We start from the raw sequence: 19,750 nt of genomic DNA on the forward strand, positions 1-19,750 counted from the left end.
ATCCCGGGGCCAGCCCACCGCTCGGCCGAGAATGGGCGGGTGGATCTGGTCATCGAGATCGAGCCGGGCGCGGGGGAGAAGACCGCGGCGGTCTACCGGGCGTTGCGCTCGGCGATCGTGGACGGCCGGATCCCGGCCGGGCACCGGCTGCCCGCCACCCGGGTTCTCGCCGCTGATCTTGGCGTCTCCCGGGGAAGCGTGGCCGGGGCCTATGAGCGGCTGGTGGCCGAGGGTTATCTGACGGCCCGGGTCGGCGCCGGCACGTTCGTCGCCGCGGCCCCGGCCCGGCGCCGGGCGGCACACCCCGAACCGGATCCGCTGCGCCCGCGGCCGAGCTGGGCCTTCACGCCGCTGCCGGCCAGCGGGGCGGAACCCGTCCCGCGCTACGACTTCCGGACCGGCATCCCGGACGCGCGGCTGTTCCCGTTCGACACGTGGCGGCGGCTGGTCGGCGCCGAGCTGCGGCTCGGCGCGAACAACCCGGGGATGTACGCCGAGCCGGCCGGCCACCCGGCGCTACGCTCCGCGATCGCCCGCTACCTGGGCTACTCCCGGTCGGTGGCGGCCACCGCGGCCGAGGTCGTGGTCACCAACGGTACCCAGCACGCCCTCGACCTGATCGCCCGGGTGATGCTGCGCCCCGGCGACGTGGTGGCGGTCGAGGAGCCCGGCTATCCACCGGCCCGCCGCCTCTTCGCCTCCCTGGGCGCCCGGGTCACCGGTGTGCCGGTCGACGAGGAGGGCCTGGTGGTGACCGCGCTACCGGCGCACTGCCGGCTGGTCTACGTGACCCCGTCGCACCAGTTCCCGCTGGGCCGGGTGATGAGCCTGGCCCGGCGGCAGGAGCTGCTCGACTGGGCCGGCCGCCGGCAGGTGGCGATCGTCGAGGACGACTACGACAGCGAGTTCCGGTTCTCCGCCCGGCCCCTGGAGCCGCTGTGCACGCTCGACCGCAACGGCCGGGTGCTCTATGCCGGAACCTTCTCCAAGAGCATGGTGCCCGCGGTGCGGACCGGGTTCGTGCTGGTCCCGCCGGGTCTGCGGCCGGCGGTGGTGGCGGCCCGCCAGCTCGGCGACGGTTACGGGCAGACCGCGGTGCAGGCGGCGCTGGCCCGCTTCATCGACGACGGGCAGCTGGCCCGGCACGTACGGCGGGCGCGCCGGGCCTATGCGGACCGGCACGCCCGGATCGTCGCCGCGCTGGAGCGCCACCCGTGGCTGGAGGTGATTCCGTCGGCCGCGGGGCTGCACGTCACCGCGCTGCTGCGGGACACCTCAGCGGATCCGGCCCGGATCGTCGCCGACGCCCGCCGGTCCGGCCTCGCCATCGAGGACCTGGCCGGCTACGCCACAGACGGCATGCGCGGGTTGGTGTTCGGGTTCGGCGCGGTCGATCCCGACCTCATCGAGGAGGGGCTGGCGCTGCTGTGACCGGGCCCGCCACCCCTGGTAGAGCAGCGCGCCGGCGGCGATGCCGAGGCTGAGCAGGGCCGGCGCGCCGTTGAGCCAGAGCAGCCCGACCACCGCGACGAACGCGATCCCGGCGATCACCCGGGACCGGCCGGCCGGCAGCAGGCGCAGCGCGGCGGCGGTGCCGAGCACGTAGACCAGCGTGAAGCAGCCGGTCACCAGCAGGGTGGCGGTGTGCAGGCCGAGCGGCAGCAGCGCGGCGACGACGCTGGCCCCGAAGATGAAGGTCAGCGAGCGGCGCTGGGTGCCGAACGCCCGGGACGGCAGCGCCCCGTCGGCGGCCAGGGCGGCGCCCAGCCGGCTCGCCCCGGCGAAGTAGGCGTTGACCGCCCCGAGCGTCAGGATGACCGCGACCAGGGCGGTGATCAGGCGGACCGGGCCGCCGAGACCGATCGCCAGCAGGTCGGAGAGCGGCGCCCGGCTGCCGGCCAGGGCCGGGCCGAGGGCCAGCACGCTGACCGCCGCCACGGCGAGGTAGAGCACGCCGACCACGACGACCGCGACCAGCGTCGCCCGGGGCACGTCCCGGCGCGGGTGACGGTACTCCGCGGAGAGCGAGGAGAGCGCCTCCCAGCCGGCGAAACCCCAGACCAGGATGGCGGCGGCCGCGCCGACGCCGGTCCAGCCCTGCGGCGCGAACGGGGTCAGGTTGTCCCAGCGGGCGTGCGGCAGGGCGGCGACCACGGTCACCACGAGCAGCACGGCGAGGGTCACCGAGAGCACCAGCTGCACGCGGCCGGAGATCTTCAGACCGAACCAGTTCATCGCGTACGCGACCGCGATGAGCACCAGGAAGGTGGCGAACTCGACGGCTCTGCCACCGCCGAGGACGTCGGCCACGTACCCGCCGGTGAAGGCGGCCGCGACCGGTGCGCCGAGCGGCACCGCGAAGTAGAAGCACCAGCCGACGGCCGCCGCGACACGCGGCCCGAACGCCATCCGGGCGTAGGTGGAGACCCCGCCGCCGTCCGGGTAGCGGGCGCCGAGCGCGGCGAAGGTCCAGGCCAGCGGGGCGGAGAGCAGGATCAGGGCGAGCCAGGCGAGCAGGGACGCCGGCCCGGCCGCGTCGGCGGCGAGCGCGGGCAGGGAGATCAGTCCGGTGCCCAGGACGGCGCCGACGGAGAGTGCGGCCCCCTGGGAGACGGACAGGCCGGTGCGTGCGTTCATGATGTCGAACCTAGGCGCGGATTGGCGCCGCGTTCGAGCCAATCAGGACCCGATCGACTGGGCCAATCTCACACCCCGAGGCGGGCCGTGCGCAGCCGGTCGACGACCGCCGGCTCGCCCCGCAGCTCGACCCGGGCGGCCCGCTGCCGTCCGAAGAAGAAGATCGCCAGCTCGCCGGCGTCGCCGGAGATCCGCACCTGCGGCTCGCCGCCGGCGCGCACCGGGGGGAACCCGGTCGCGGTGATCTCGGCCGCGATCCCGAGCCGGCGCAGCGCCGCCCGGGAGGTCAGCTTGACCGTGCGCCAGAGGGTGGCCTGCAGGTCCTGCTCCAGCCGGCGCGGGGTCCAGTCCGGGCCGGCGCGGCGCACGTCCTCGTGGTGGATGAACAGCTCCAGGGTGTTGACCAGCGGATCCACCAGCGGGTTGCTCACCGGGCTCCAGACCGGCGGGCGGCGCAGCTGGCCGACCAGCTCGGGGTAGGGCAGCGCGGCGCGGGCCAGGCGCACCCGTTCCCCGTACGCCGCGAGGGGCTTGAGCAGGATTCCGGCGGCCGAGTCAGGACGCCGTTCGCGGACCACGATGTGTGCGGCCAGGTCACGAGTGGTCCACCCGGTGCACAGCGTCGGCGCGTCCGGGCCCTCACTGAGCAGGAGGTCGGCGAGGAGCTCGCGCTCCCGGCGTGCGTAGTTGGTCATCGGTCGATATTAGTGGGTGTAATCGTGGCCACAACGTAAACGAGTGGGGGCCGGGCGGCTTCTTGGGCAGGATGGACGGTAAGGCCGGACGCCCCGGCGAACGCTTACCAGTCGGGTAGGAAATTGAGCAGCAGAACCAGCAACGACGTGCTGGTACGCGGTCTGCGGGTGCTCGGCCACGCGATCCGCACCGAGCCACGCCTGTTCACCGTCAGCGTCATCGGCAGCAGCCTCTTCGGTCTGCTGATCATCGCGAACTCGTACGTTGTGGGTTCGATCATCGGCAACGTGGTGGTGCCGGCCTTCGCGGCGGGCAGCGTGGGCACCGGTGAGCTCGCGCTCATCGTGGCCGTGCTGCTGGGCATCAGCGGCCTGCGGGTGGCCAGCATTTTCGGCCGCCGGCTCGGCGCCGGGTTCATGCAGTTCCGCCTCCAGGCGCGTTACCGCAGCGCGGTGACCCGGCGCTATCTCGCGCTGCCGCCCGCCTGGCACCAGCGGCACGCCACCGGCACGCTGCTCTCCAACGCCAGCTCCGACGTCGAGGCGACGTGGGGCGTGATCGCCCCGCTGCCGTTCGCGGTCGGCACGATCGTGATGATCGCCGCCGCGGTGCTCTCGCTCTTCGTCACCGACTGGGTGCTCGCGCTGGTCGGCGTGGCGCTCTTCCCGTCGCTGTTCGCGCTGAACTTCTTCTACTCGCGGCGGATGTCGCCGCGGCAGATCCACGCGCAGCGGATGCGCGCCAAGGTCAGCGCGGTGGCGCACGAGAGCTTCGACGGCGCGCTGGTGGTCAAGACGATGGGCCGGGAGGCCGACGAGTCGCGCCGGTTCGGCGTCTTCGTCACCGAGCTGCGCGACTCGCTGATCGCGGTGGGCCGGCTCCGCGGCGTCTTCGACCCGCTGATGGACAGCCTGCCCAGCGTCGGCACGCTCGCCGTGCTGCTGCTCGGCACCTGGCGGCTGCAGACCGGCGCGATCAGCGTGGCCGAGCTGGTCAGCGTCGCCTTCCTGTTCACGGTGCTCGCCTTCCCGGTGCGCGCGATCGGGTGGGTGGTCGGTGAGCTGCCGCGCAGCGTGGCCGGCTGGGAGCGGGTGCAGGCGGTGCTCTCCGCCGACGGCGACCTGGCGTACGGCGAGGGCACGCTCGCCGGCGACGGCCCCGCCGAGCTGCGCTTCGAGCAGGTCGACTTCCGCTATGCGGACGGCCCACCGGTCCTCACCGAGGTGACCTTCACCGTGCCCGCCGGCAAGACCGTGGCCCTGGTCGGCGCCACCGGCTCCGGGAAGTCGACGATCGCCTCGCTGGCTGTCCGGCTGGTCGACCCGGACGCCGGCCACGTCGCGATCGACGGGATGAAACTGCCCGACCTCTCCGGCGCCGCGCTGGCCGCCGCGACCGCCGTGGTCCCGCAGGTGCCGTTCGTCTTCGACGACTCGGTCCGCGGCAACATCGCCCTGGACCGGCCGGGGATCACCGACGACCGGGTGTGGGCGGCGCTGCGCCTGGCCCAGGCCGACGGGTTCGTCGGCGGGCTGCCGGAGAAGCTGGACACCGCGGTCGGTGAGCGCGGCACCTCGCTCTCCGGCGGCCAGCGGCAGCGGATCACCCTGGCCCGGGCGCTGGCCGGCCAGCCCCGCCTGCTGGTGCTCGACGACGCCACCAGCGCGGTCGACCCGCGGGTCGAGGCGGCCATCCTCGGCGCCCTGCGCAAGCGCGACTCGGGGACGTCGATCCTGGTGGTGGCCTATCGGCGGGCCACCATCGCGCTCGCCGACGAGGTGGTCTACCTGCATCAGGGGCGGGTGGTCGCGACCGGCACGCACACCGAGCTGATGGCGACGCAGCCGGGCTACCGGGACCTGGTCACCGCGTACGAGAAGGCGGACCGATGAGCGACAGCACTCTGCTCACCCGCGGCGAGAAACCGACGCCGACCGGCACCGTCGCCACGATCCGCCGCGGCTTTGCCCTCTCCCCGGAGCTGCGCACCGGGCTGGCCGGGACGCTCGCCCTGGCGATCCTGCAGATGGGTGGCCGGGTCGCCGTGCCGATCGCCATCCAGCAGGGCATCGACCGCGGCATCCGGGCGCCCGGCGGCCCGGACGTCCGGGTCGTGATGGTGATCGTCGCGCTCACCCTGGGCGCTCTGGCGATCTCGACGCTCTGCGGCTATCTGATGACCCGCCGGCTCTTCACGGTCAGCGAGACCGCCCTCGGCGGCCTGCGCTCCCGCACCTTCCGGCACATCCACGACCTGTCGATGCTGCACCAGCAGTCCGAGCGGCGCGGTTCGATGGTGTCCCGGGTGACCGGCGACGTCGACCAGATCTCGCAGTTCCTGCAGACCGGCGGCGTGCAGCTGCTGCTCGCCACCGGCCAGCTGCTGGTCTCCACCGTGGTGATGTTCGTCTACTCGTGGCAGCTCACCGTCGTGGTGCTGCTCGCCTTCGGCCCCGCGGTCGCGGTGATCCGGCTGTTCCAGAAACGGCTCGCCGCCGTCTACCGGGCGGTGCGCGAGCGGACCGGCGTGATGCTCGGCGTGATCGCCGAGAGCGTGGTCGGCGCCACCGTGATCCGGTCCTACGGCGTGGCCGGCCGGACCGAGGCCCGGCTGGACAGCGCGATCGGCGACCTGCGCCAGGCCCAGCAGCGGGCCATGCGGACCAGCGTGACCAGCTTCTCCAGCGGCGAGGTCGGTGCCGGCCTGGCGCTGGCCGGGGTGGTCGTGGTGGGCACCCTGCTCGGCATCGACGGCGAGCTGACCGTGGGCCGGCTGACCGCGTTCCTGTTCCTGGTCACGCTCTTCATCCAGCCGGTGCAGATCGCCACCGACATGCTCAACGAGGCGCAGAACGCGGTGGCCGGCTGGCGCCGGATCCTCGACGTGCTCGACGTCGACCCGGACGTGGCCGACCCGGACGACCGGGGTGTGGAGCTGCCCACCGGGCCGCTCTCGGTGCGCTTCCGCGACGTCTCGTTCCGCTATCCGGGCGGCCCGATCGTGCTCTCCGACGTGGACCTGGAGATCCCCGCCCGCACCAAGGTGGCCGTGGTGGGGGAGACGGGCAGCGGCAAGACCACCTTCGCCAAGCTGCTCACCCGCCTGATGGACCCGGTCGAGGGTGAGGTGCTGCTCGGCGGGGCGCCGCTGACCGAGGTGCGGTTCTCGTCGCTGCGCTCGCGGGTGGTGATGGTGCCGCAGGACGGTTTCCTCTTCGACGCCACGGTCGCCGAGAACATCCTGTTCGCCGCGCCGGATCTCACGCATTCCGCGCTGACCCGGGCGTTCACCGAGCTGGGACTGGCTGACTGGCTCGCCGGGCTGCCGGACGGGCTGGAGACCCCGGTGGGGGAGCGCGGCGAGGCGCTCAGCGTCGGCGAGCGGCAACTGGTGGCGCTGGTCCGGGCCTATGTGGCCGATCCCGACCTGCTGGTCCTCGACGAGGCTACCAGCGCGGTGGACCCGGCCACCGAGGTGCGCCTGCAGCACGCGCTCGACCTGGTCACCCGGGGGCGGACCACGGTGACCATCGCGCACCGGCTGTCCACGGCCCAGGCCGCGGACGAGGTGATTGTGGTGGATGCGGGCCGCGTCGTGCAACGCGGCCCGCACGCCCGCCTCGTCGCCGAGGAGGGTTCGATCTACGCCAAGCTCTACGCCAGCTGGTTGGAACAAACGCGCTGACCGGCCGGGTGCCGCCGGTGAGATGAGCGCGTCGCTCGCCATGGCCGCTGTGCTTGCCCGCGGCGGAAGCCCGGAAGCAAGCGACCATGGCGAGAGGCCCGCCATCTCAGCGATTCGCGAGCTCTTTCATCAACGTGCGTAGTACTCGACCACGAGCTGCTCGTCGCAGAGCACCGGAACCTCGGACCGCTGCGGGGCACGGATCACCGTGCTGCGCAGCTCCTCCAGAACGGTGGAGAGGTACGGCGCGGTCGGGCCGTCGATGTGCGCGCCGGTCGCCGCGATCTGGAACGGCGGCTTCTGCCGGCTGCTCTCCCGGACCTCGATGACCTGACCCGGCTTCAGCTTGTAACCGGGGCGGTCCACCTTCTTGCCGTCCACGGTGAAGTGACCGTGCACGACGAGCTGACGGGCCTGGTAGATGGTCCGGGCGAAACCGGCCCGGAACACCGTGGCGTCGAGGCGGCGCTCGAGCAGCGTGACCATCGTCTCGCCGGTCTTGCCCTCGGCCTTGTGGGCGGCGTCGTACGCGGCCCGCATCTGGACCTCGCTGATGTTGTACTGGTGGCGCAGCCGCTGCTTCTCCAGCAGCCGGACCTGGTAGTCCGAGCTCTTGCGGCGACCCCGGCCGTGCACGCCGGGCGGGAACGGGCGCCGCTCGAAGTACTTGACGCACTTACGCGTCAGCGGGATGCCGAGCGCCCGCGAGAGCTTCGCTTTGGGTCGGGAGTTGTTCAACTGGGATCTCCTGTTACGGTAAGCCTTGCCTAACTTAGGTAAGCCTAACCGGTGCCCGGAGGTGCTCGTCATGCAACCCAGTCCCGCCGAGATCGCGCGCACGCTCGCCGCCGGTCACCTGCCCGCCGTCGCCCACATCGCGTGCCGTCCCGGACCGCTCCCGATCCGGCACGTCACCGACTCGCAGGGACGCGTGCTGCTTCTCGTGCCCGCCGAGGGTACCCTCGCGTCCGCCCTGCGCCCACAGGACGGTAACGACGACACCGCGCTGGTCCTGGACATCCGGGACGTGCCGCCGATGGCCACCTCGCCCTCGCTGGGCCGGGTCTGGGTCTCCGGTTGGGCAACCCAGCTGACCGGCGACGATGCCCGGGCCGCGGCGCTGGATTACGCGGATACCGACGCTTGCGGCGACCTGCTCGACATCGGTGAGAGCCAGGCGCTCTACCGCATGGAGGTGGCCGAGGTCCGGTACGAACGTAACGAGAATCTCACCGAGGTCGATCCGGACGACTATGCCGAGGCCACTCCGGACCCGCTGCGGACCGTCGAGTTCGACCTGATCGCCGACCTGGCCGATCACCACATGACGGAGATGAGCGACTACGTGCTCCGGCAGCTCGGGCCGGCCGCCCGTCCCGGCGACGAGCCGAAGATGGTCCGCCTGGACCGGTACGGCTTCGTGGTCCGGATGGGTGGGCGCAGCGCCCGGCTGGCCTTCCCGCGCCCGGTCACCGACCGGCACGACCTGGCGCACCTGCTGCACCCGATCCTCTGCCGCCGGTGCACGGCGCACGAGGAGACCGCCGCCTGAGCGGCCCCTGATCGGGGCGGGGTCCCGGCGGCCACCTTCTGCCGCCGTCTGGCCGCGGGATCCCGCTTCTTGTGCTCTGCCGACCGGTGCCGCGGTCGGCAGAGCACAACCTTTTACAGGGAGAGAATCCGGTCCAGGAACTCGCGGTAACCGCGCATCGCCATCCGCATGCTCTCGGTGTCCGGCGTGTCCGTGCCGCGCAGCGGGTCCAGCTCGTCCCGCTCGGCCAGCAGCACCTCGGTGAGCTCGTTCACCGCGTCGGTGAGCAGGTCGTGCGCCCGGGTCAGCGCGGTGACCGGGTCGTCGACGAACTCCGCCTTGACCTCGTGCCACGCCGCCCGGAAGTGCCGGGCCGCGTCCTCGTCCCAGACCGTGCGGCCGACGAGCGGCGCCTCCTCGGCGACCGAGGCCGGCTCCTCCGTGCGGGTGGAGCGGCGGCTCGCCCGGCGCACCGGCTCGGCGTCCTCCAGGCTGGCCGAACGGCGCGGCGCCGGCTGCGGCTCCTCGTCGTCCTCACGGGACCGGCGGGTGCCGCCGCCCACCGCGTGCCCGGTGACCATGCCGTCGGCCGGCGGGAACGCCTGGAACTCGGGCGGCGGCGGCGCCACCGAACCGGGCTGCGGCGACGCGGGCGTGACCGAGGCGACCCCGAAGGCGTCCCCGGAGCGGCCCAGGCTGTAACCGGCCGGGCTGAACCCGAACGCGCCGTCCGGCGCCGGCGGCAGGCCGGCGTAGCCGCCGTTGTCCGGCGTCTCGGCGGCGCTCGCCTCGGGAGCCAGGTCCGGAGGCGTCCGGGTGGCCGGGATCTGCACCGTGGGGAACGTGACCGCGGGCGGCTGCAGGTCAGGCGCCTGAGCCGGCGAGACCGGCGCGGTGGCGGCCGGGTCGGCGGGCTCGACGGCCTGCTCCGGCGCCCCGGAGACCGGCGCCAGCGTGCCGGCCGGGTGGTCCGGGGTGAAGTCCGGCATCCCGTACGCCCCCGGGGCGAACCCGGGTGACACCGGCACACCGGAGACCGGACCGGCCGGAGCCGGCACGACCGGGTGCGTCGCACCCGGAACCGCGGCCCAGCCGGCAGCCGGCCGGGGTGCGTCCGCCGGGTTGGCGGCCGGCTCCTCGGCGGCCTCGGGCGTGCCGTCCGGGCCCGGTGCCTCGCCGGTCTGCGCGTAGCCGGGCGCCCCTGCCCGTCCGTTCATGTCCTCACGTCCGTTCTCGTCGCTAGGGCCCGCCATCTCGGCGGCGTCCTGGTCGGCCTCCGGCGGTGTCTGATCCGCAGGATCGTCCGCCGGCGTCGCACCGGCCGACTCCTCGTCGGTCGGCTGGTCGGCGACCTGAGAGTCACCGGAGCCCTCGTCGTCCCCGGCGATCTTCCCCGCCCGGGACTCCGGTTGTTCCGGTTCGCCCGCTTCTTCCGCGTCAACGGAACGGTCGCCCACGTCCTCCGGCTCGGAGGCGTTGCGCCCACCGAACAGGAACCGTCCGGTGCCGCCCAACCGCCCGCCGAGGACGAAGCCGCCGAAAGTGCCCTCACGACCCGTGTCGGTGGCCTCCGGCTCCTGGGACTTTACGTCCTGAGCGGGGTTTGCCTGGTCGTCCGTAGGGACGGAGTGATCAGTATCGCCGTGCCGGGTCCGGGCCGGTGGCCCGGGGAACGGGCGGCCGCCGCCGGGGTTGCGCGACGAGTTCGGAGTGGCCCGTCCGGCCGCCCGGTTCAGGCCGAACGGGTCGGCTCCGGGCCGGTCGCCGTTCTGCCCGTGCCCGGGGACACCCGGCTGGCGGGCCGCGGAGGCGACGGGCACCAGCGGGGAGACCGGGTGCGCGCCGAAGGTGCCGGCCAGCGGGGAGCCGGCGAGCAGGTCCGCGGGGGTCTCCAGCGCGTCAGCCGAACGACGGGAGCCCAGTGCCACCATCTCCGGCTCGGCCTCGGCGGGCGGATAGCCGGTGGACGCCTCCGTATCCGGCCGGACCTGCCAGAACCGGGCGAGGCCGGGCGAGGGCCGACTGTAGTCGGGGCTGGACTTCGGCTCCATCTCGGTTTCACCACTCCCGTCGCGACGTGCGCCCGCCGGGGCTCGGAGGAGCTGCGCGAACACAACGGCCGGCGGACGAGTGAGGCAGTCAGGCACGTATCGCGCTTCGGCGACGGTACCGCTCCGGACTGTCCGGCACATCCCCTGTGACCGGATCGTGGGCCCTCTGTGGGTCGTTACGACCCTCGCAACCGTTGGGGGGAGAATCGCACCGTGTCCGTACCCGAAGTAGAGACCTCCCTGGACCCGGCGATCGCCGCCCGGCTCAAGCGCACCGCCGACGGCCTGGTCGCGGCGATCGTGCAGGAGCACGGCACCGGCGACGTCCTGATGCTCGCCTGGATGGACGACGAGGCGCTGCGCCGTACCCTCACCACGGGGCGCGCCACCTATTGGTCCCGCAGCCGCGGGGAGTACTGGGTGAAGGGCGCCACCTCCGGCCACTTCCAGCACGTCAAGAGCGTCTCGCTGGACTGTGACGGGGACGCGCTGCTGGTCACCGTCGAGCAGATCGGCGCGGCCTGCCACACCGGTACGCACACCTGCTTCACCGACGAGTTGCCCGTGGAGGAGAAGTGACCAGCGGAGCCACCTTTCCGGACGAGGCCGGCTTCGTCCGGACGAAGAGGCGGGTCGTTCCGGTCACCCGCAAGCTGCTCGCCGACGGGGAGACCCCGGTCGGTGTCTACACCAAACTGGCCGGCGGCCCGGGCACCTTCCTTCTCGAGTCGGCGGAGCAGGGAGTGGCCTGGTCGCGGTACTCCTTCATCGGGGTCCGCAGCGCCGCCACACTGGTCGAGCGCGACGGCCAGGCCGCGTGGCTCGGCACCCCTCCGGAGGGCGTACCGCTCGGTGGTGATCCGGTCGCGGCCCTGCGTGAGACGGTGGCCGCGCTGACCGGCGGAGCGCAACCCGATGCCGATCTGCCCCCGCTGACCGGGGGCATGGTCGGCTATCTCAGCTACGACCTGGTGCGCCGTTTCGAGCGGCTGCCGGCCACCGCGGCCGACGACGTGCCGCTGCCCGAGCTGGGCATGATGCTCGCCACCGACCTGGTGGTGCTCGACCACCACGAGGGCTCGGCGCTGCTGGTGGCGAACGCGGTGCTCGCCGAGGACGCCGACGACGCGGCCCGCCGGGCCGCCTACCACCAGGCGATCGGCCGGCTGGACGCGATGACCACCGCGCTGTCGCGGCCCACCCCGCCGATGGTCTCCACGGTGGACCGGCGGCCGGCCGGCGAGCCGGTCAGCCGGACCGCGCCGGGCGAGTACCAGAAGGCGGTGGACACGGCCAAGGAGGCGATCCGCGCCGGCGAGTGCTTCCAGATCGTGGTGGCGCAGCGGTTCGAGCGGCCCACCGACGCCAACGCGCTCGACGTCTACCGGGTGCTGCGGGCCACCAACCCCAGCCCGTACATGTACCTGCTGCGCTTCGACGACTTCGACATCGTCGGCTCCTCGCCGGAGGCGCACCTCAAGGTGAGCGCCAACCGCACCGCGCTGCTGCACCCGATCGCCGGCACCCGCTGGCGGGGCGCCACCCCGGAGCAGGACGCCGCCCTCGCCGCCGAGCTGCTCGCCGACCCGAAGGAACGCTCCGAGCACGTGATGCTCGTCGACCTGGGCCGCAACGACCTGGGCCGGGTCTGCGAGCCCGGTTCGGTCGAAGTGCCGGAATTCGCCCGGATCGAACGCTACAGCCACGTCATGCACATCGTGTCGACAGTGGTCGGCCGGCTGCGCGAGGACCGGTCCGCGTTCGACGCGCTCGCCGCGACCTTCCCGGCCGGCACCCTCTCCGGGGCGCCCAAGGTCCGGGCCATGGAGATCATCGAGGAGCTGGAGCCGACCCGTCGCGGCCTCTACGGCGGCACGGTCGGCTACTTCGGCTTCGCCGGCGACATGGACATGGCGATCGCGATCCGCACCGCGCTGATCAAGGAGGGTGTCGCCTACGTCGGCGCGGGCGCCGGCATCGTCGCCGACTCCGACCCGGCCGCCGAGGAGCAGGAGACCCGCAACAAGGCCGCTGCGGTCCTCGCCGCGATCGCCTCCGCCGAGACGCTGCGCGCGGCCCGATGACCCGGCGCAGCCACCTCGTCGCGGTGCTCGCCTGCCTGGCCGGCGCCGGGCTCAGCGTCTACGCGGCGACCCGTGTCTGGTCGGTGCGGGTGGAGCATCGCACCGGGCTGTCCGACCTGCGTACCGAACAGACCGGCGCCGAGGCGCAGCCGTGGCTCGTCGGCCTGGCCCTGGTCGCCCTGGCCGGCGCCGGCGCGCTGCTCGCCACCCGGGGTGTCGTCCGGCGCGTCCTCGGCGGACTGCTGGTGCTCTCCGGCGTGGGCATCGCCGTCGGCGCGGTGCTGGCCCGCACCGGCGTGGCGGCCGGCGAGGCCGGCGCCGGGGCCGCGATCTGGCCGGTGGCGTGCGTCCTCGGCGGCGCGATCGTCGCGGTGGGCGGCCTGCTGGCCGCGCGACACGGTCATCTCTGGTCGGCCATGTCCTCCCGGTACGAGCGGAGCACGCCCCCGTCGTCGTCCACCCCGGCGACGGCCCCGCCCGGACCGCAGGAGACCTCGGTGAATCCCGCGGATTCCGTCAAATCGACCGACAACCGTGCCTTCTGGGAGGCACTGGACCGGGGTGAGGATCCGACCCGCTGACCCGCGAGTGGATCACCTGAACGGGTTAACGGATCAGTGGCGGGAGCCGGCCAGGGACGCGGCGCGGCGGGACCGGGCCACCGGGCGGGTGGCGATCATGGCGGCGACGGCGCGGCTGGTCTCGGCGCGAGCCATCGCGCGGGCCCGGTCGGCCTGGATCGCGTCCCAGGCGTTGTCCCGGGCGGTACGGACGTTCGCCGGGCCCACCACCGCCCGCTGCACTCCGGTGGCGACGTCGGCCGCGAGGGAGACGAGAGTCCGGGAAAGGGTGGCGAACCCGATCGGCTGGGTAGGTGAGGCAGTGGCCATCGTTCTACTCCGCAATCATCGTCCGGCTGGCGGCGCACGCAGGCGCCGGGACAAGTCTGCCCGAGTCACATCATGGTGGAGTCCTATTTCCGCACGGTGACGGACACGTCAACGCGGGGTGCTATCGGCCGAATGGGGGAGGGTCCCCAGCGCAGCGCCTTGCGCCTGGCAATAAGCTGTGAGGGACGTGACAGCTCTTGCCAGGCGGGCTGGCATTATGCCCCAGCCCATTCCGTGAGGCGCGCCATACCCCCGGGGCCCGTCACCGGCTGTGACCTCCTAGCATCGGGCCGAAGACACCCGGAGAGGGGAGTCATTACGTGACATCCGATCAGGCGGAAGCGGGCAATGGCGGACCCGCGCGGCGCGAGGCGGCTCCGCAGAACGTTCTCGAAGAGATCCTCGCCGGGGTGCGAGAGGACGTAGCAGCACGTCAGGCGGCGATGCCGCTGGAAAAGGTGCGCGAACTCGCGGCGGCGGCCCCGCCCGCGATCGATGCGTACGCGGCGTTGCGCAAGCCCGGCGTGGCGGTGATCGCCGAGGTGAAGCGGGCGTCGCCGTCCAAGGGCGCGCTCGCCGACATCCCCGACCCGGCCGAGCTGGCCGGGGAGTACGCGGCCGGCGGCGCGCGCTGCATCAGCGTGCTCACCGAGGGCCGCTGGTTCGGCGGTTCGCTGGAGGACCTCACGGCGGTCCGCAGGTCGGTGAAGATCCCGGTCCTGCGCAAGGACTTCGTCGTCTCCAGCTACCAGGTGCACGAGGCCCGTGCGCACGGCGCCGACCTGGTCCTGCTGATCGTCGCCGCGCTGGAGCAGAACGCGCTGGTCGGCCTCCTCGAGCGGATCGAGTCGCTGGGCATGACGGCCCTCGTCGAGGTGCACAACGAGGAGGAGGCGGACCGGGCACTGGAGGCGAACGCGAAGGTCATCGGGGTCAACGCCCGCGACCTGCGCACCCTCGAGGTGGACCGGTCGGTCTTCGAGCGCATCGCGCCCGGCCTGCCGAACAACGTCGTGAAGATCGCCGAGTCCGGCGTGCGCGGGCCGCACGACCTGATCCGGTACGCGTCGGCGGGCGCGGACGCGGTGCTGGTCGGTGAGGGCCTGGTGACCCAGAAGTCGCCGCGCGACGCGGTCGCCGAGCTGGTCAACGCCGGTAACCACCCGGCCACGCCCAGGCCGGTCCGATGACCGCTGCGGCGCTGCCCGACCTCGCCGGCCACTTCGGCCGGTACGGCGGCCGGTTCGTCCCGGAGGCGCTGATCAAGGCGCTGGACGAGCTGGACGCCGCGTACCGGTCGGCGAAGACGGACCCTGCGTTTCAGGCGGAGTTCCAGGACCTGCTGCTCAACTACGCGGGCGTGCCGTCGCTGCTCTACCGGGCGAACCGGCTCTCCGAAGCGCTCGGGGCGGAGATCCTGCTGAAGCGGGAGGACCTGAACCACACCGGTGCGCACAAGGTGCGCAACGTGCTGGGCCAGGCGCTGCTCGCCAAGCGGATGGGCAAGCCCCGGGTGATCGCCGAGACCGGCGCCGGCCAGCACGGCGTCGCGAGCGCCACCGCGGCCGCCCTGCTCGACCTCGAGTGCACGGTCTACATGGGCGAGATGGACACCGAGCGGCAGGCGCTGAACGTGGCGCGGATGCGGATGCTCGGCGCCACGGTCGTCCCGGTGACGAACGGCTCCCGGACCCTGAAGGACGCCCTCAACGAGGCCCTGCGGGACTGGGTCACCACCGTCGACACCACCCACTACCTGCTCGGCACCGCCGCCGGGCCGCACCCGTTCCCGGAGCTGGTGCGCGACTTCGTCGGCGGCATCGGGGTGGAGGCCCGGGCCCAGTGCCTGGAGCTGACCGGCAAGCTCCCGGACGCGGTCGCCGCGTGCGTCGGCGGCGGGTCCAACGCGATCGGCATCTTCCACGCCTTCGTCCCGGACTCCTCGGTGCGGCTCTACGGCTTCGAGGCCGGCGGCGACGGGGTGGAGACCGGCCGGCACGCCGCCTCGATCACCGGCGGGTCGGTGGGGGTGCTGCACGGCAACCGCACCTATCTGCTGCAGGACGAGGACGGGCAGACCATCGAGTCGCACTCGATCTCGGCGGGCCTGGACTACCCGGGCGTCGGCCCGGAGCACGCCTGGCTGCACGACACCGGCCGGGCGAGCTACGAGCCGGTCACCGACGCCGAGGCGATGGCGGCGTTCCAGCTGCTCTGCCGTACCGAGGGGATCATCCCGGCGATCGAGAGCTCGCACGCCCTGGCCGGGGTCGCGAAGATCGCTCCGCGGCTGCGCGAGGAGCTCGGGCGCACGCCGACGATCGTGGTGAACCTGTCCGGGCGCGGTGACAAGGACGTGCACACCGCCGGCGCCTACTTCGGCATCCTCGACCCGGTCGAGACGGTCGTTCCCGGGGAGAACACGTGAGTATTGCGGCGACCTTCGCCAAGGCGAAGTCGGAGAACCGCTCGGTGCTGGTCGGCTGCATGCCGGCCGGCTTCCCGACGGTCGACCACAGCATCGAGCAGATGATCGCGATGCACGAGGCCGGCTGCGACGTGATCGAGGTCGAGCTGCCGTACTCGGACCCGGTGATGGACGGCCCGGTGATCCAGAAGGCGAGCGACATCGCGCTCGCCAACGGGGTCCGCACCCGGGACACTCTCAAGATCATCGAAGCGGTCGCGAACGCCGGCGCCACGGTCGTGCTGATGACCTACTGGAACCCGATCGAGAAGTACGGCGTCGACGCGTTCGCCCGTGACCTGGCCGCGGCCGGGGCCACCGGGCTGATCACGCCGGACCTGATCCCGGACGAGGCGCAGGAGTGGATCGCCGCCTCGGACAAGCACGGCATCGACCGGACGTTCCTGGTCGCGCCCAGCTCCACCGACGAGCGGCTGGCGATGACCGTGGCGAACTGCCGGGGCTTCGTCTACGCCACCGCGCTGATGGGCGTCACCGGCGCCCGTACCTCGGTCTCCTCGCAGGCGCCGGAGCTGGTGGCCCGGGTGCGCGAGGCCGATCCGGCCATGCCGGTCGGCGTCGGCCTGGGCGTCGGCACCGGTAAGCAGGCCGCCGAGGTCGCCGCGTTCGCGGACGGGGTGATCGTCGGCAGCGCGCTGATTCGTTGCGTGCTCGAGGCACCGGACCGGGCCACCGGCCTGGGGCGGCTGCGCGCGCTCAGCGCCGAACTCGCCGAGGGTGTCCGCGCCCGCGTCTGATCAGAAAAATTGCCCGCCGCCCGGGCGTCACCACAGAGCCCGGCGGCGGTAGCGTGTGCACCCGTGAACATCGCCGCCATCCCCAGTCCCACCACCTCGGTGTGGCATCTCGGTCCCCTGCCGATCCGGGCTTACGCGCTCTGCATCATCCTCGGCATGGTCGTCGCCACTCTGCTCATGGAGCAGCGGTTGCGCCACCGGGGGGTGGCGAAATGGACCTCGCTCGACATGGTGGTGTGGGCGGTGCCGTTCGGCATCATCGGCGCCCGCATCTACCACGTGATCACCTCGCCGCAGGACTACTTCGGCGCCGGCGGTGACCCGATCCGCGCCTTCTACATCTGGGAGGGCGGCCTCGGCATCTGGGGTGCGGTCGCCGGTGGCGCGCTCGGCGCCTGGATCGCGGCCCGCCAGATCGGCCTGCCGCTGAGCGTCTTCGCCGACGCGCTCGCCCCGGCGCTGCCGGTGGCCCAGGCGATCGGCCGGCTCGGCAACTGGTTCAACAACGAGCTGTACGGCAAGGTCACCACCCTGCCGTGGGGCCTCGAGGTACACGAGATGGACTCGGCCAACCCCGGCCACGCCACGATGATCGACGGCGAGCCGGTGACGAAGCCGGAGCTGTACCACCCGACTTTCGCCTACGAGGCGATCTGGAACCTCGGCACCGCCGGGCTGGTCTGGCTGCTCGACCGCAAGTTCAAGTTCGGCCGGGGCCGGGCCTTCGCGCTGTACGTGATGGCATACACCGCGGGCCGGCTCTGGATCGAGATGCTGCGCGTCGACGAGGCCAACACCTTCTTCGGCGTCCGGCTCAACGTCTTCACCTCGATCATCATCTTCCTCGGCGCGGCGATCTACTTCGTGGTGGTCCGCGGCCCGCGGGAATACGTGGTGCCGATCGACGCCCCGGAGACCGCGGAGGAGGCGGCGCCGAGCGACGTCTCCCAGGTCGACGTCTCCGGCGCCGAGGAGAGCAGCCCCAAGATGCCGACCGCCTACCAGGTGGTGAGCGAGGAACGGTTCCGGGCGTACGAGCGGACCGGCGTCCTGCCGCCCGCCGAACCCACCGACTCGGTCTCCGCCGTCTCCACCTCGGTCGGTGGCTCCGACGTCGCCGACTCGGACGAGGCCGGCAAGTCCCGGCCCGCAGACGAGAACTGACACCCGGGCCCGGCATGCGCACGGCCGTGGTGGTGGGCGCGGGGATGGCCGGGCTGGCCGCCGCGGGCGCGCTGTCACGGTCCGGCTGGCGGGTCACCGTCCTGGAACGTGCCGAACGGGTGGCCGGCCCACCGACCGCGGTGGTGCTCTGGCCCAACGGACTGCGCGCCCTGGAGGCGCTCGACCCCGACGGCGGCTGGTCGGCGATCGCGTCGCCGCTGCCCGACGGCGGGGTGCGGCGCCCGGACGGGCAGTGGCTGGTCACGCCCCGCGCCCGCGCCGGGGCGGGACCGGCGCCCGCCGCCGCCCACCTGGAGGACGTCTACGACGCGCTGGTCGCGGGTCTCGGCGAGCACGTCGAGATCCGCACCGGCTTCGACGCTGCCGTGGTCACCACCGGCCCCCGGCAGCGTCCCGCGGTCAGCGACGGCCGCACCACCATCGAGGCGGATCTGCTGGTCGGCGCCGACGGCATCGACAGCCGGGTCCGCGCCGCCCTGGCTCCCGAGTCGGTCGCGCTCGGCTCCGGCTTCGCCGCCTGGCAGGCGGTCATCCCCGGCTTCCGGGTGCCCCGGCTCTCCGACGATCGCTGCCCCGGCGGCGAAACCCTCGGCGCCGGCTACCGCTTCGTGGCGATCCCGCTCGGCGAACGCGCCGCCGGCAAGGGTGGCGTCTACTGGGTGGCCACCGCCGCCGGCGCCACCCGCCCCGAACCTCCCGCCACCCAGCTGGCGCTGCTGCGGCGCTGGTTCGCCGGCTGGCCCGAACCGGTCGGCGAGCTGCTGGCCGCCACCCGCCCCGAGGAACTCGTCCCGCAGGGCGTCCGCGAGCTGCGCCCGCTGCCCCGCGCCTACGGCTTCGAATCCGGCCCCGGCGGCGTGGTCCTGCTCGGCGACGCCGCCCACGCCATGCCGCACCATCTCGGCCAGGGCGCCTGCCTCGCCTTCGAGGACGCGGCCACGCTGCGCTCGCTGATGGCAACCGCCGAGCCGGGCCCCGACCTGCGCGCCGCGGTCCAGGCCTACAGCCGCCTGCGCCGCCCCCGCACCACCAGCGTGGTCCGGCAGAACCGGCGGATGTCCGCGGTGGTCCAGGCCCGAGGCCGCCTGGCGCTGCGAGCCCGCGACGCCGCCCTCAACCACATGCGGCCGCGCATGCTGGGTCGCTCCCTGAACCCAGTCTCCGACTGGACCCCACCCGAATAACCCCTACCGGTACGAAGCGCACGCCGATTCACGCCGATCTTGGTCTGCTGACTCTCAGCGCTGTTCGAACGCATGTAGACAGCCCTGGCGGCCAGCCGGTTCCTCCGGCTGCGCCTGAGGCTGCTCCGGCCGATCCGAACCGACACTGCCCGCCAGCCCACCAGCCCGACTGCGCCTGAGAGCCGCCTCGGCGGGCCTGAGACAGTGCTGGCTGTCAGCCGGTCTGCTCGGCTGCGCCTGAGAGTTGCCTCGGCGGGCCTGAGACCGCGCTGGCTGTCAGCCGGTCTGCTCGGCTGCGCCTGAGAGTTGCCTCGGCCGGCCCCAGGCGACGCTGGTTGTCAGCCGGTCTGCTCGGCTGCGCTTGCGAGTTGCTTCGGCGGGCCTGAGACCGCGCTGGCTGTCAGCCGGTCTGCTCGGCTGCGCTTGCCTCGGCCGGCCCCAGGCGACGCTGGTTGTCAGCCGGTCTGCTCGGCTGCGCTTGCGAGTTGGGTCACGTCCACCGAAGTGGTGTATGACCCGGATTTTCCGGGATGAAAGAGGCGGCCACCGCAGATCCTTCGGATTGTCTGAAGATCACGAAGG

At 73.0% G+C, this 19,750-nt stretch carries 16 protein-coding genes and 1 pseudogene; 12 read left to right on the forward strand and 5 right to left on the reverse strand.

The genetic code is table 11. The features are described 5' to 3' along the window. Positions 1–39 precede the first annotated feature (39 nt). On the forward strand, positions 40–1,431 hold the full coding sequence (locus tag AB0F81_RS31820) for a PLP-dependent aminotransferase family protein (RefSeq protein ID WP_360203206.1): 1,392 nt from the start codon (positions 40–42) through the stop codon (positions 1,429–1,431). Between the two features lie 207 nt (positions 1,432–1,638). On the opposite strand, the pseudogene AB0F81_RS31825 reads toward AB0F81_RS31820, so the two are convergent. Both AB0F81_RS31825 and AB0F81_RS31830 read right to left on the reverse strand, forming a co-directional pair. Continuing rightward, positions 1,639–2,637: pseudogene (locus tag AB0F81_RS31825) on the reverse strand (amino acid permease); the annotation flags it as partial. A gap of 68 nt (positions 2,638–2,705) precedes the next feature. Next, complete coding sequence (locus AB0F81_RS31830; RefSeq protein ID WP_360203208.1) at positions 2,706–3,332, reverse strand: TIGR03085 family metal-binding protein; 627 nt, start codon at positions 3,330–3,332, stop codon at positions 2,706–2,708. Positions 3,333–3,455: 123 nt separating this feature from the next. Between AB0F81_RS31830 and AB0F81_RS31835 the strand changes: the two genes are divergently transcribed. Both AB0F81_RS31835 and AB0F81_RS31840 read left to right on the forward strand, forming a co-directional pair. Next, positions 3,456–5,225, forward strand: a complete 1,770-nt coding sequence (locus AB0F81_RS31835; protein WP_360203210.1) for an ABC transporter ATP-binding protein — start codon at positions 3,456–3,458, stop codon at positions 5,223–5,225. Next, a complete protein-coding gene (locus AB0F81_RS31840; protein WP_360203212.1) occupies positions 5,222–7,018 on the forward strand; it encodes an ABC transporter ATP-binding protein in 1,797 nt (598 codons plus the stop codon). Before AB0F81_RS31835 ends, AB0F81_RS31840 begins: the two co-directional genes overlap by 4 nt. 129 nt (positions 7,019–7,147) lie before the next feature. Here the strand turns inward: AB0F81_RS31840 and rpsD are convergent, their stop codons facing one another. Continuing rightward, entirely contained in the window at positions 7,148–7,756 is a 609-nt protein-coding gene (gene rpsD, locus AB0F81_RS31845; RefSeq protein WP_360203214.1) for a 30S ribosomal protein S4, read from the reverse strand. A gap of 70 nt (positions 7,757–7,826) precedes the next feature. Between rpsD and AB0F81_RS31850 the strand changes: the two genes are divergently transcribed. Then, positions 7,827–8,570 carry a DUF2470 domain-containing protein gene (locus AB0F81_RS31850; protein WP_360203216.1) on the forward strand — a complete coding sequence of 248 codons (744 nt, stop codon included), beginning with the start codon at positions 7,827–7,829 and terminating at the stop codon, positions 8,568–8,570. A gap of 113 nt (positions 8,571–8,683) precedes the next feature. Here AB0F81_RS31850 and AB0F81_RS31855 read toward each other — a convergent pair whose 3' ends face one another. Further along, on the reverse strand, positions 8,684–10,600 hold the full coding sequence (locus AB0F81_RS31855) for a hypothetical protein (RefSeq protein ID WP_360203217.1): 1,917 nt from the start codon (positions 10,598–10,600) through the stop codon (positions 8,684–8,686). Positions 10,601–10,813: 213 nt separating this feature from the next. Between AB0F81_RS31855 and hisI the strand changes: the two genes are divergently transcribed. From hisI to AB0F81_RS31870, 3 genes are read left to right on the forward strand one after another with little or no spacing between them, the layout of a single operon-like run. After that, positions 10,814–11,179 carry a phosphoribosyl-AMP cyclohydrolase gene (gene hisI, locus AB0F81_RS31860; protein ID WP_360203219.1) on the forward strand — a complete coding sequence of 122 codons (366 nt, stop codon included), beginning with the start codon at positions 10,814–10,816 and terminating at the stop codon, positions 11,177–11,179. Next, complete coding sequence (locus AB0F81_RS31865) at positions 11,176–12,684, forward strand: anthranilate synthase component I (RefSeq protein ID WP_360203221.1); 1,509 nt, start codon at positions 11,176–11,178, stop codon at positions 12,682–12,684. The genes hisI and AB0F81_RS31865 overlap by 4 nt, the downstream gene beginning before the upstream one ends. Next, entirely contained in the window at positions 12,681–13,265 is a 585-nt protein-coding gene (locus AB0F81_RS31870) for a Trp biosynthesis-associated membrane protein (protein ID WP_360203223.1), read from the forward strand. Before AB0F81_RS31865 ends, AB0F81_RS31870 begins: the two co-directional genes overlap by 4 nt. A gap of 33 nt (positions 13,266–13,298) precedes the next feature. Here the strand turns inward: AB0F81_RS31870 and AB0F81_RS31875 are convergent, their stop codons facing one another. Next, a complete protein-coding gene (locus tag AB0F81_RS31875; RefSeq protein ID WP_360203225.1) occupies positions 13,299–13,574 on the reverse strand; it encodes a hypothetical protein in 276 nt (91 codons plus the stop codon). A gap of 398 nt (positions 13,575–13,972) precedes the next feature. Here AB0F81_RS31875 and trpC point away from each other — a divergent pair, with 398 nt between their 5' ends. From trpC to AB0F81_RS31900, 5 genes are all read left to right on the forward strand, one after another. Further along, positions 13,973–14,764 (forward strand): indole-3-glycerol phosphate synthase TrpC, encoded by a 792-nt coding sequence (gene trpC, locus AB0F81_RS31880; protein ID WP_360203234.1) that lies wholly within the window; start codon positions 13,973–13,975, stop codon positions 14,762–14,764. Next, a complete protein-coding gene (gene trpB / locus AB0F81_RS31885; protein ID WP_360203227.1) occupies positions 14,761–16,002 on the forward strand; it encodes a tryptophan synthase subunit beta in 1,242 nt (413 codons plus the stop codon). Before trpC ends, trpB begins: the two co-directional genes overlap by 4 nt. Beyond that, positions 15,999–16,799, forward strand: coding sequence for a tryptophan synthase subunit alpha (trpA, locus tag AB0F81_RS31890; protein WP_360203229.1), 801 nt, complete (start codon positions 15,999–16,001; stop codon positions 16,797–16,799). The genes trpB and trpA overlap by 4 nt, the downstream gene beginning before the upstream one ends. Positions 16,800–16,862: 63 nt before the next feature. Then, complete coding sequence (lgt, locus tag AB0F81_RS31895) at positions 16,863–17,963, forward strand: prolipoprotein diacylglyceryl transferase (RefSeq protein WP_360203231.1); 1,101 nt, start codon at positions 16,863–16,865, stop codon at positions 17,961–17,963. 14 nt (positions 17,964–17,977) lie between these two features. Continuing rightward, positions 17,978–19,168: an NAD(P)/FAD-dependent oxidoreductase gene (locus AB0F81_RS31900; protein WP_360203232.1), complete on the forward strand. Its 1,191-nt coding sequence runs from the start codon at positions 17,978–17,980 to the stop codon at positions 19,166–19,168. The last annotated feature ends 582 nt before the right edge of the window (positions 19,169–19,750 follow it).

Origin of the sequence: Actinoplanes sp. NPDC024001 (assembly GCF_040638955.1) — a bacterium.
Taxonomy (GTDB): Bacteria; Actinomycetota; Actinomycetes; order Mycobacteriales; family Micromonosporaceae; genus Actinoplanes.

Coding starts and splice junctions, on each gene's coding strand:
- AB0F81_RS31830 (WP_360203208.1), bottom strand. CDS start 3,332: ATGACCAACTACGCACGCCGGGAGCGCGAGCTCCTCGCCGACCTCCTG.
- AB0F81_RS31840 (WP_360203212.1), top strand. CDS start 5,222: ATGAGCGACAGCACTCTGCTCACCCGCGGCGAGAAACCGACGCCGACC.
- AB0F81_RS31850 (WP_360203216.1), top strand. CDS start 7,827: ATGCAACCCAGTCCCGCCGAGATCGCGCGCACGCTCGCCGCCGGTCAC.
- AB0F81_RS31855 (WP_360203217.1), bottom strand. CDS start 10,600: ATGGAGCCGAAGTCCAGCCCCGACTACAGTCGGCCCTCGCCCGGCCTC.
- AB0F81_RS31870 (WP_360203223.1), top strand. CDS start 12,681: ATGACCCGGCGCAGCCACCTCGTCGCGGTGCTCGCCTGCCTGGCCGGC.
- AB0F81_RS31875 (WP_360203225.1), bottom strand. CDS start 13,574: ATGGCCACTGCCTCACCTACCCAGCCGATCGGGTTCGCCACCCTTTCC.
- trpB (WP_360203227.1), top strand. CDS start 14,761: ATGACCGCTGCGGCGCTGCCCGACCTCGCCGGCCACTTCGGCCGGTAC.
- AB0F81_RS31900 (WP_360203232.1), top strand. CDS start 17,978: ATGCGCACGGCCGTGGTGGTGGGCGCGGGGATGGCCGGGCTGGCCGCC.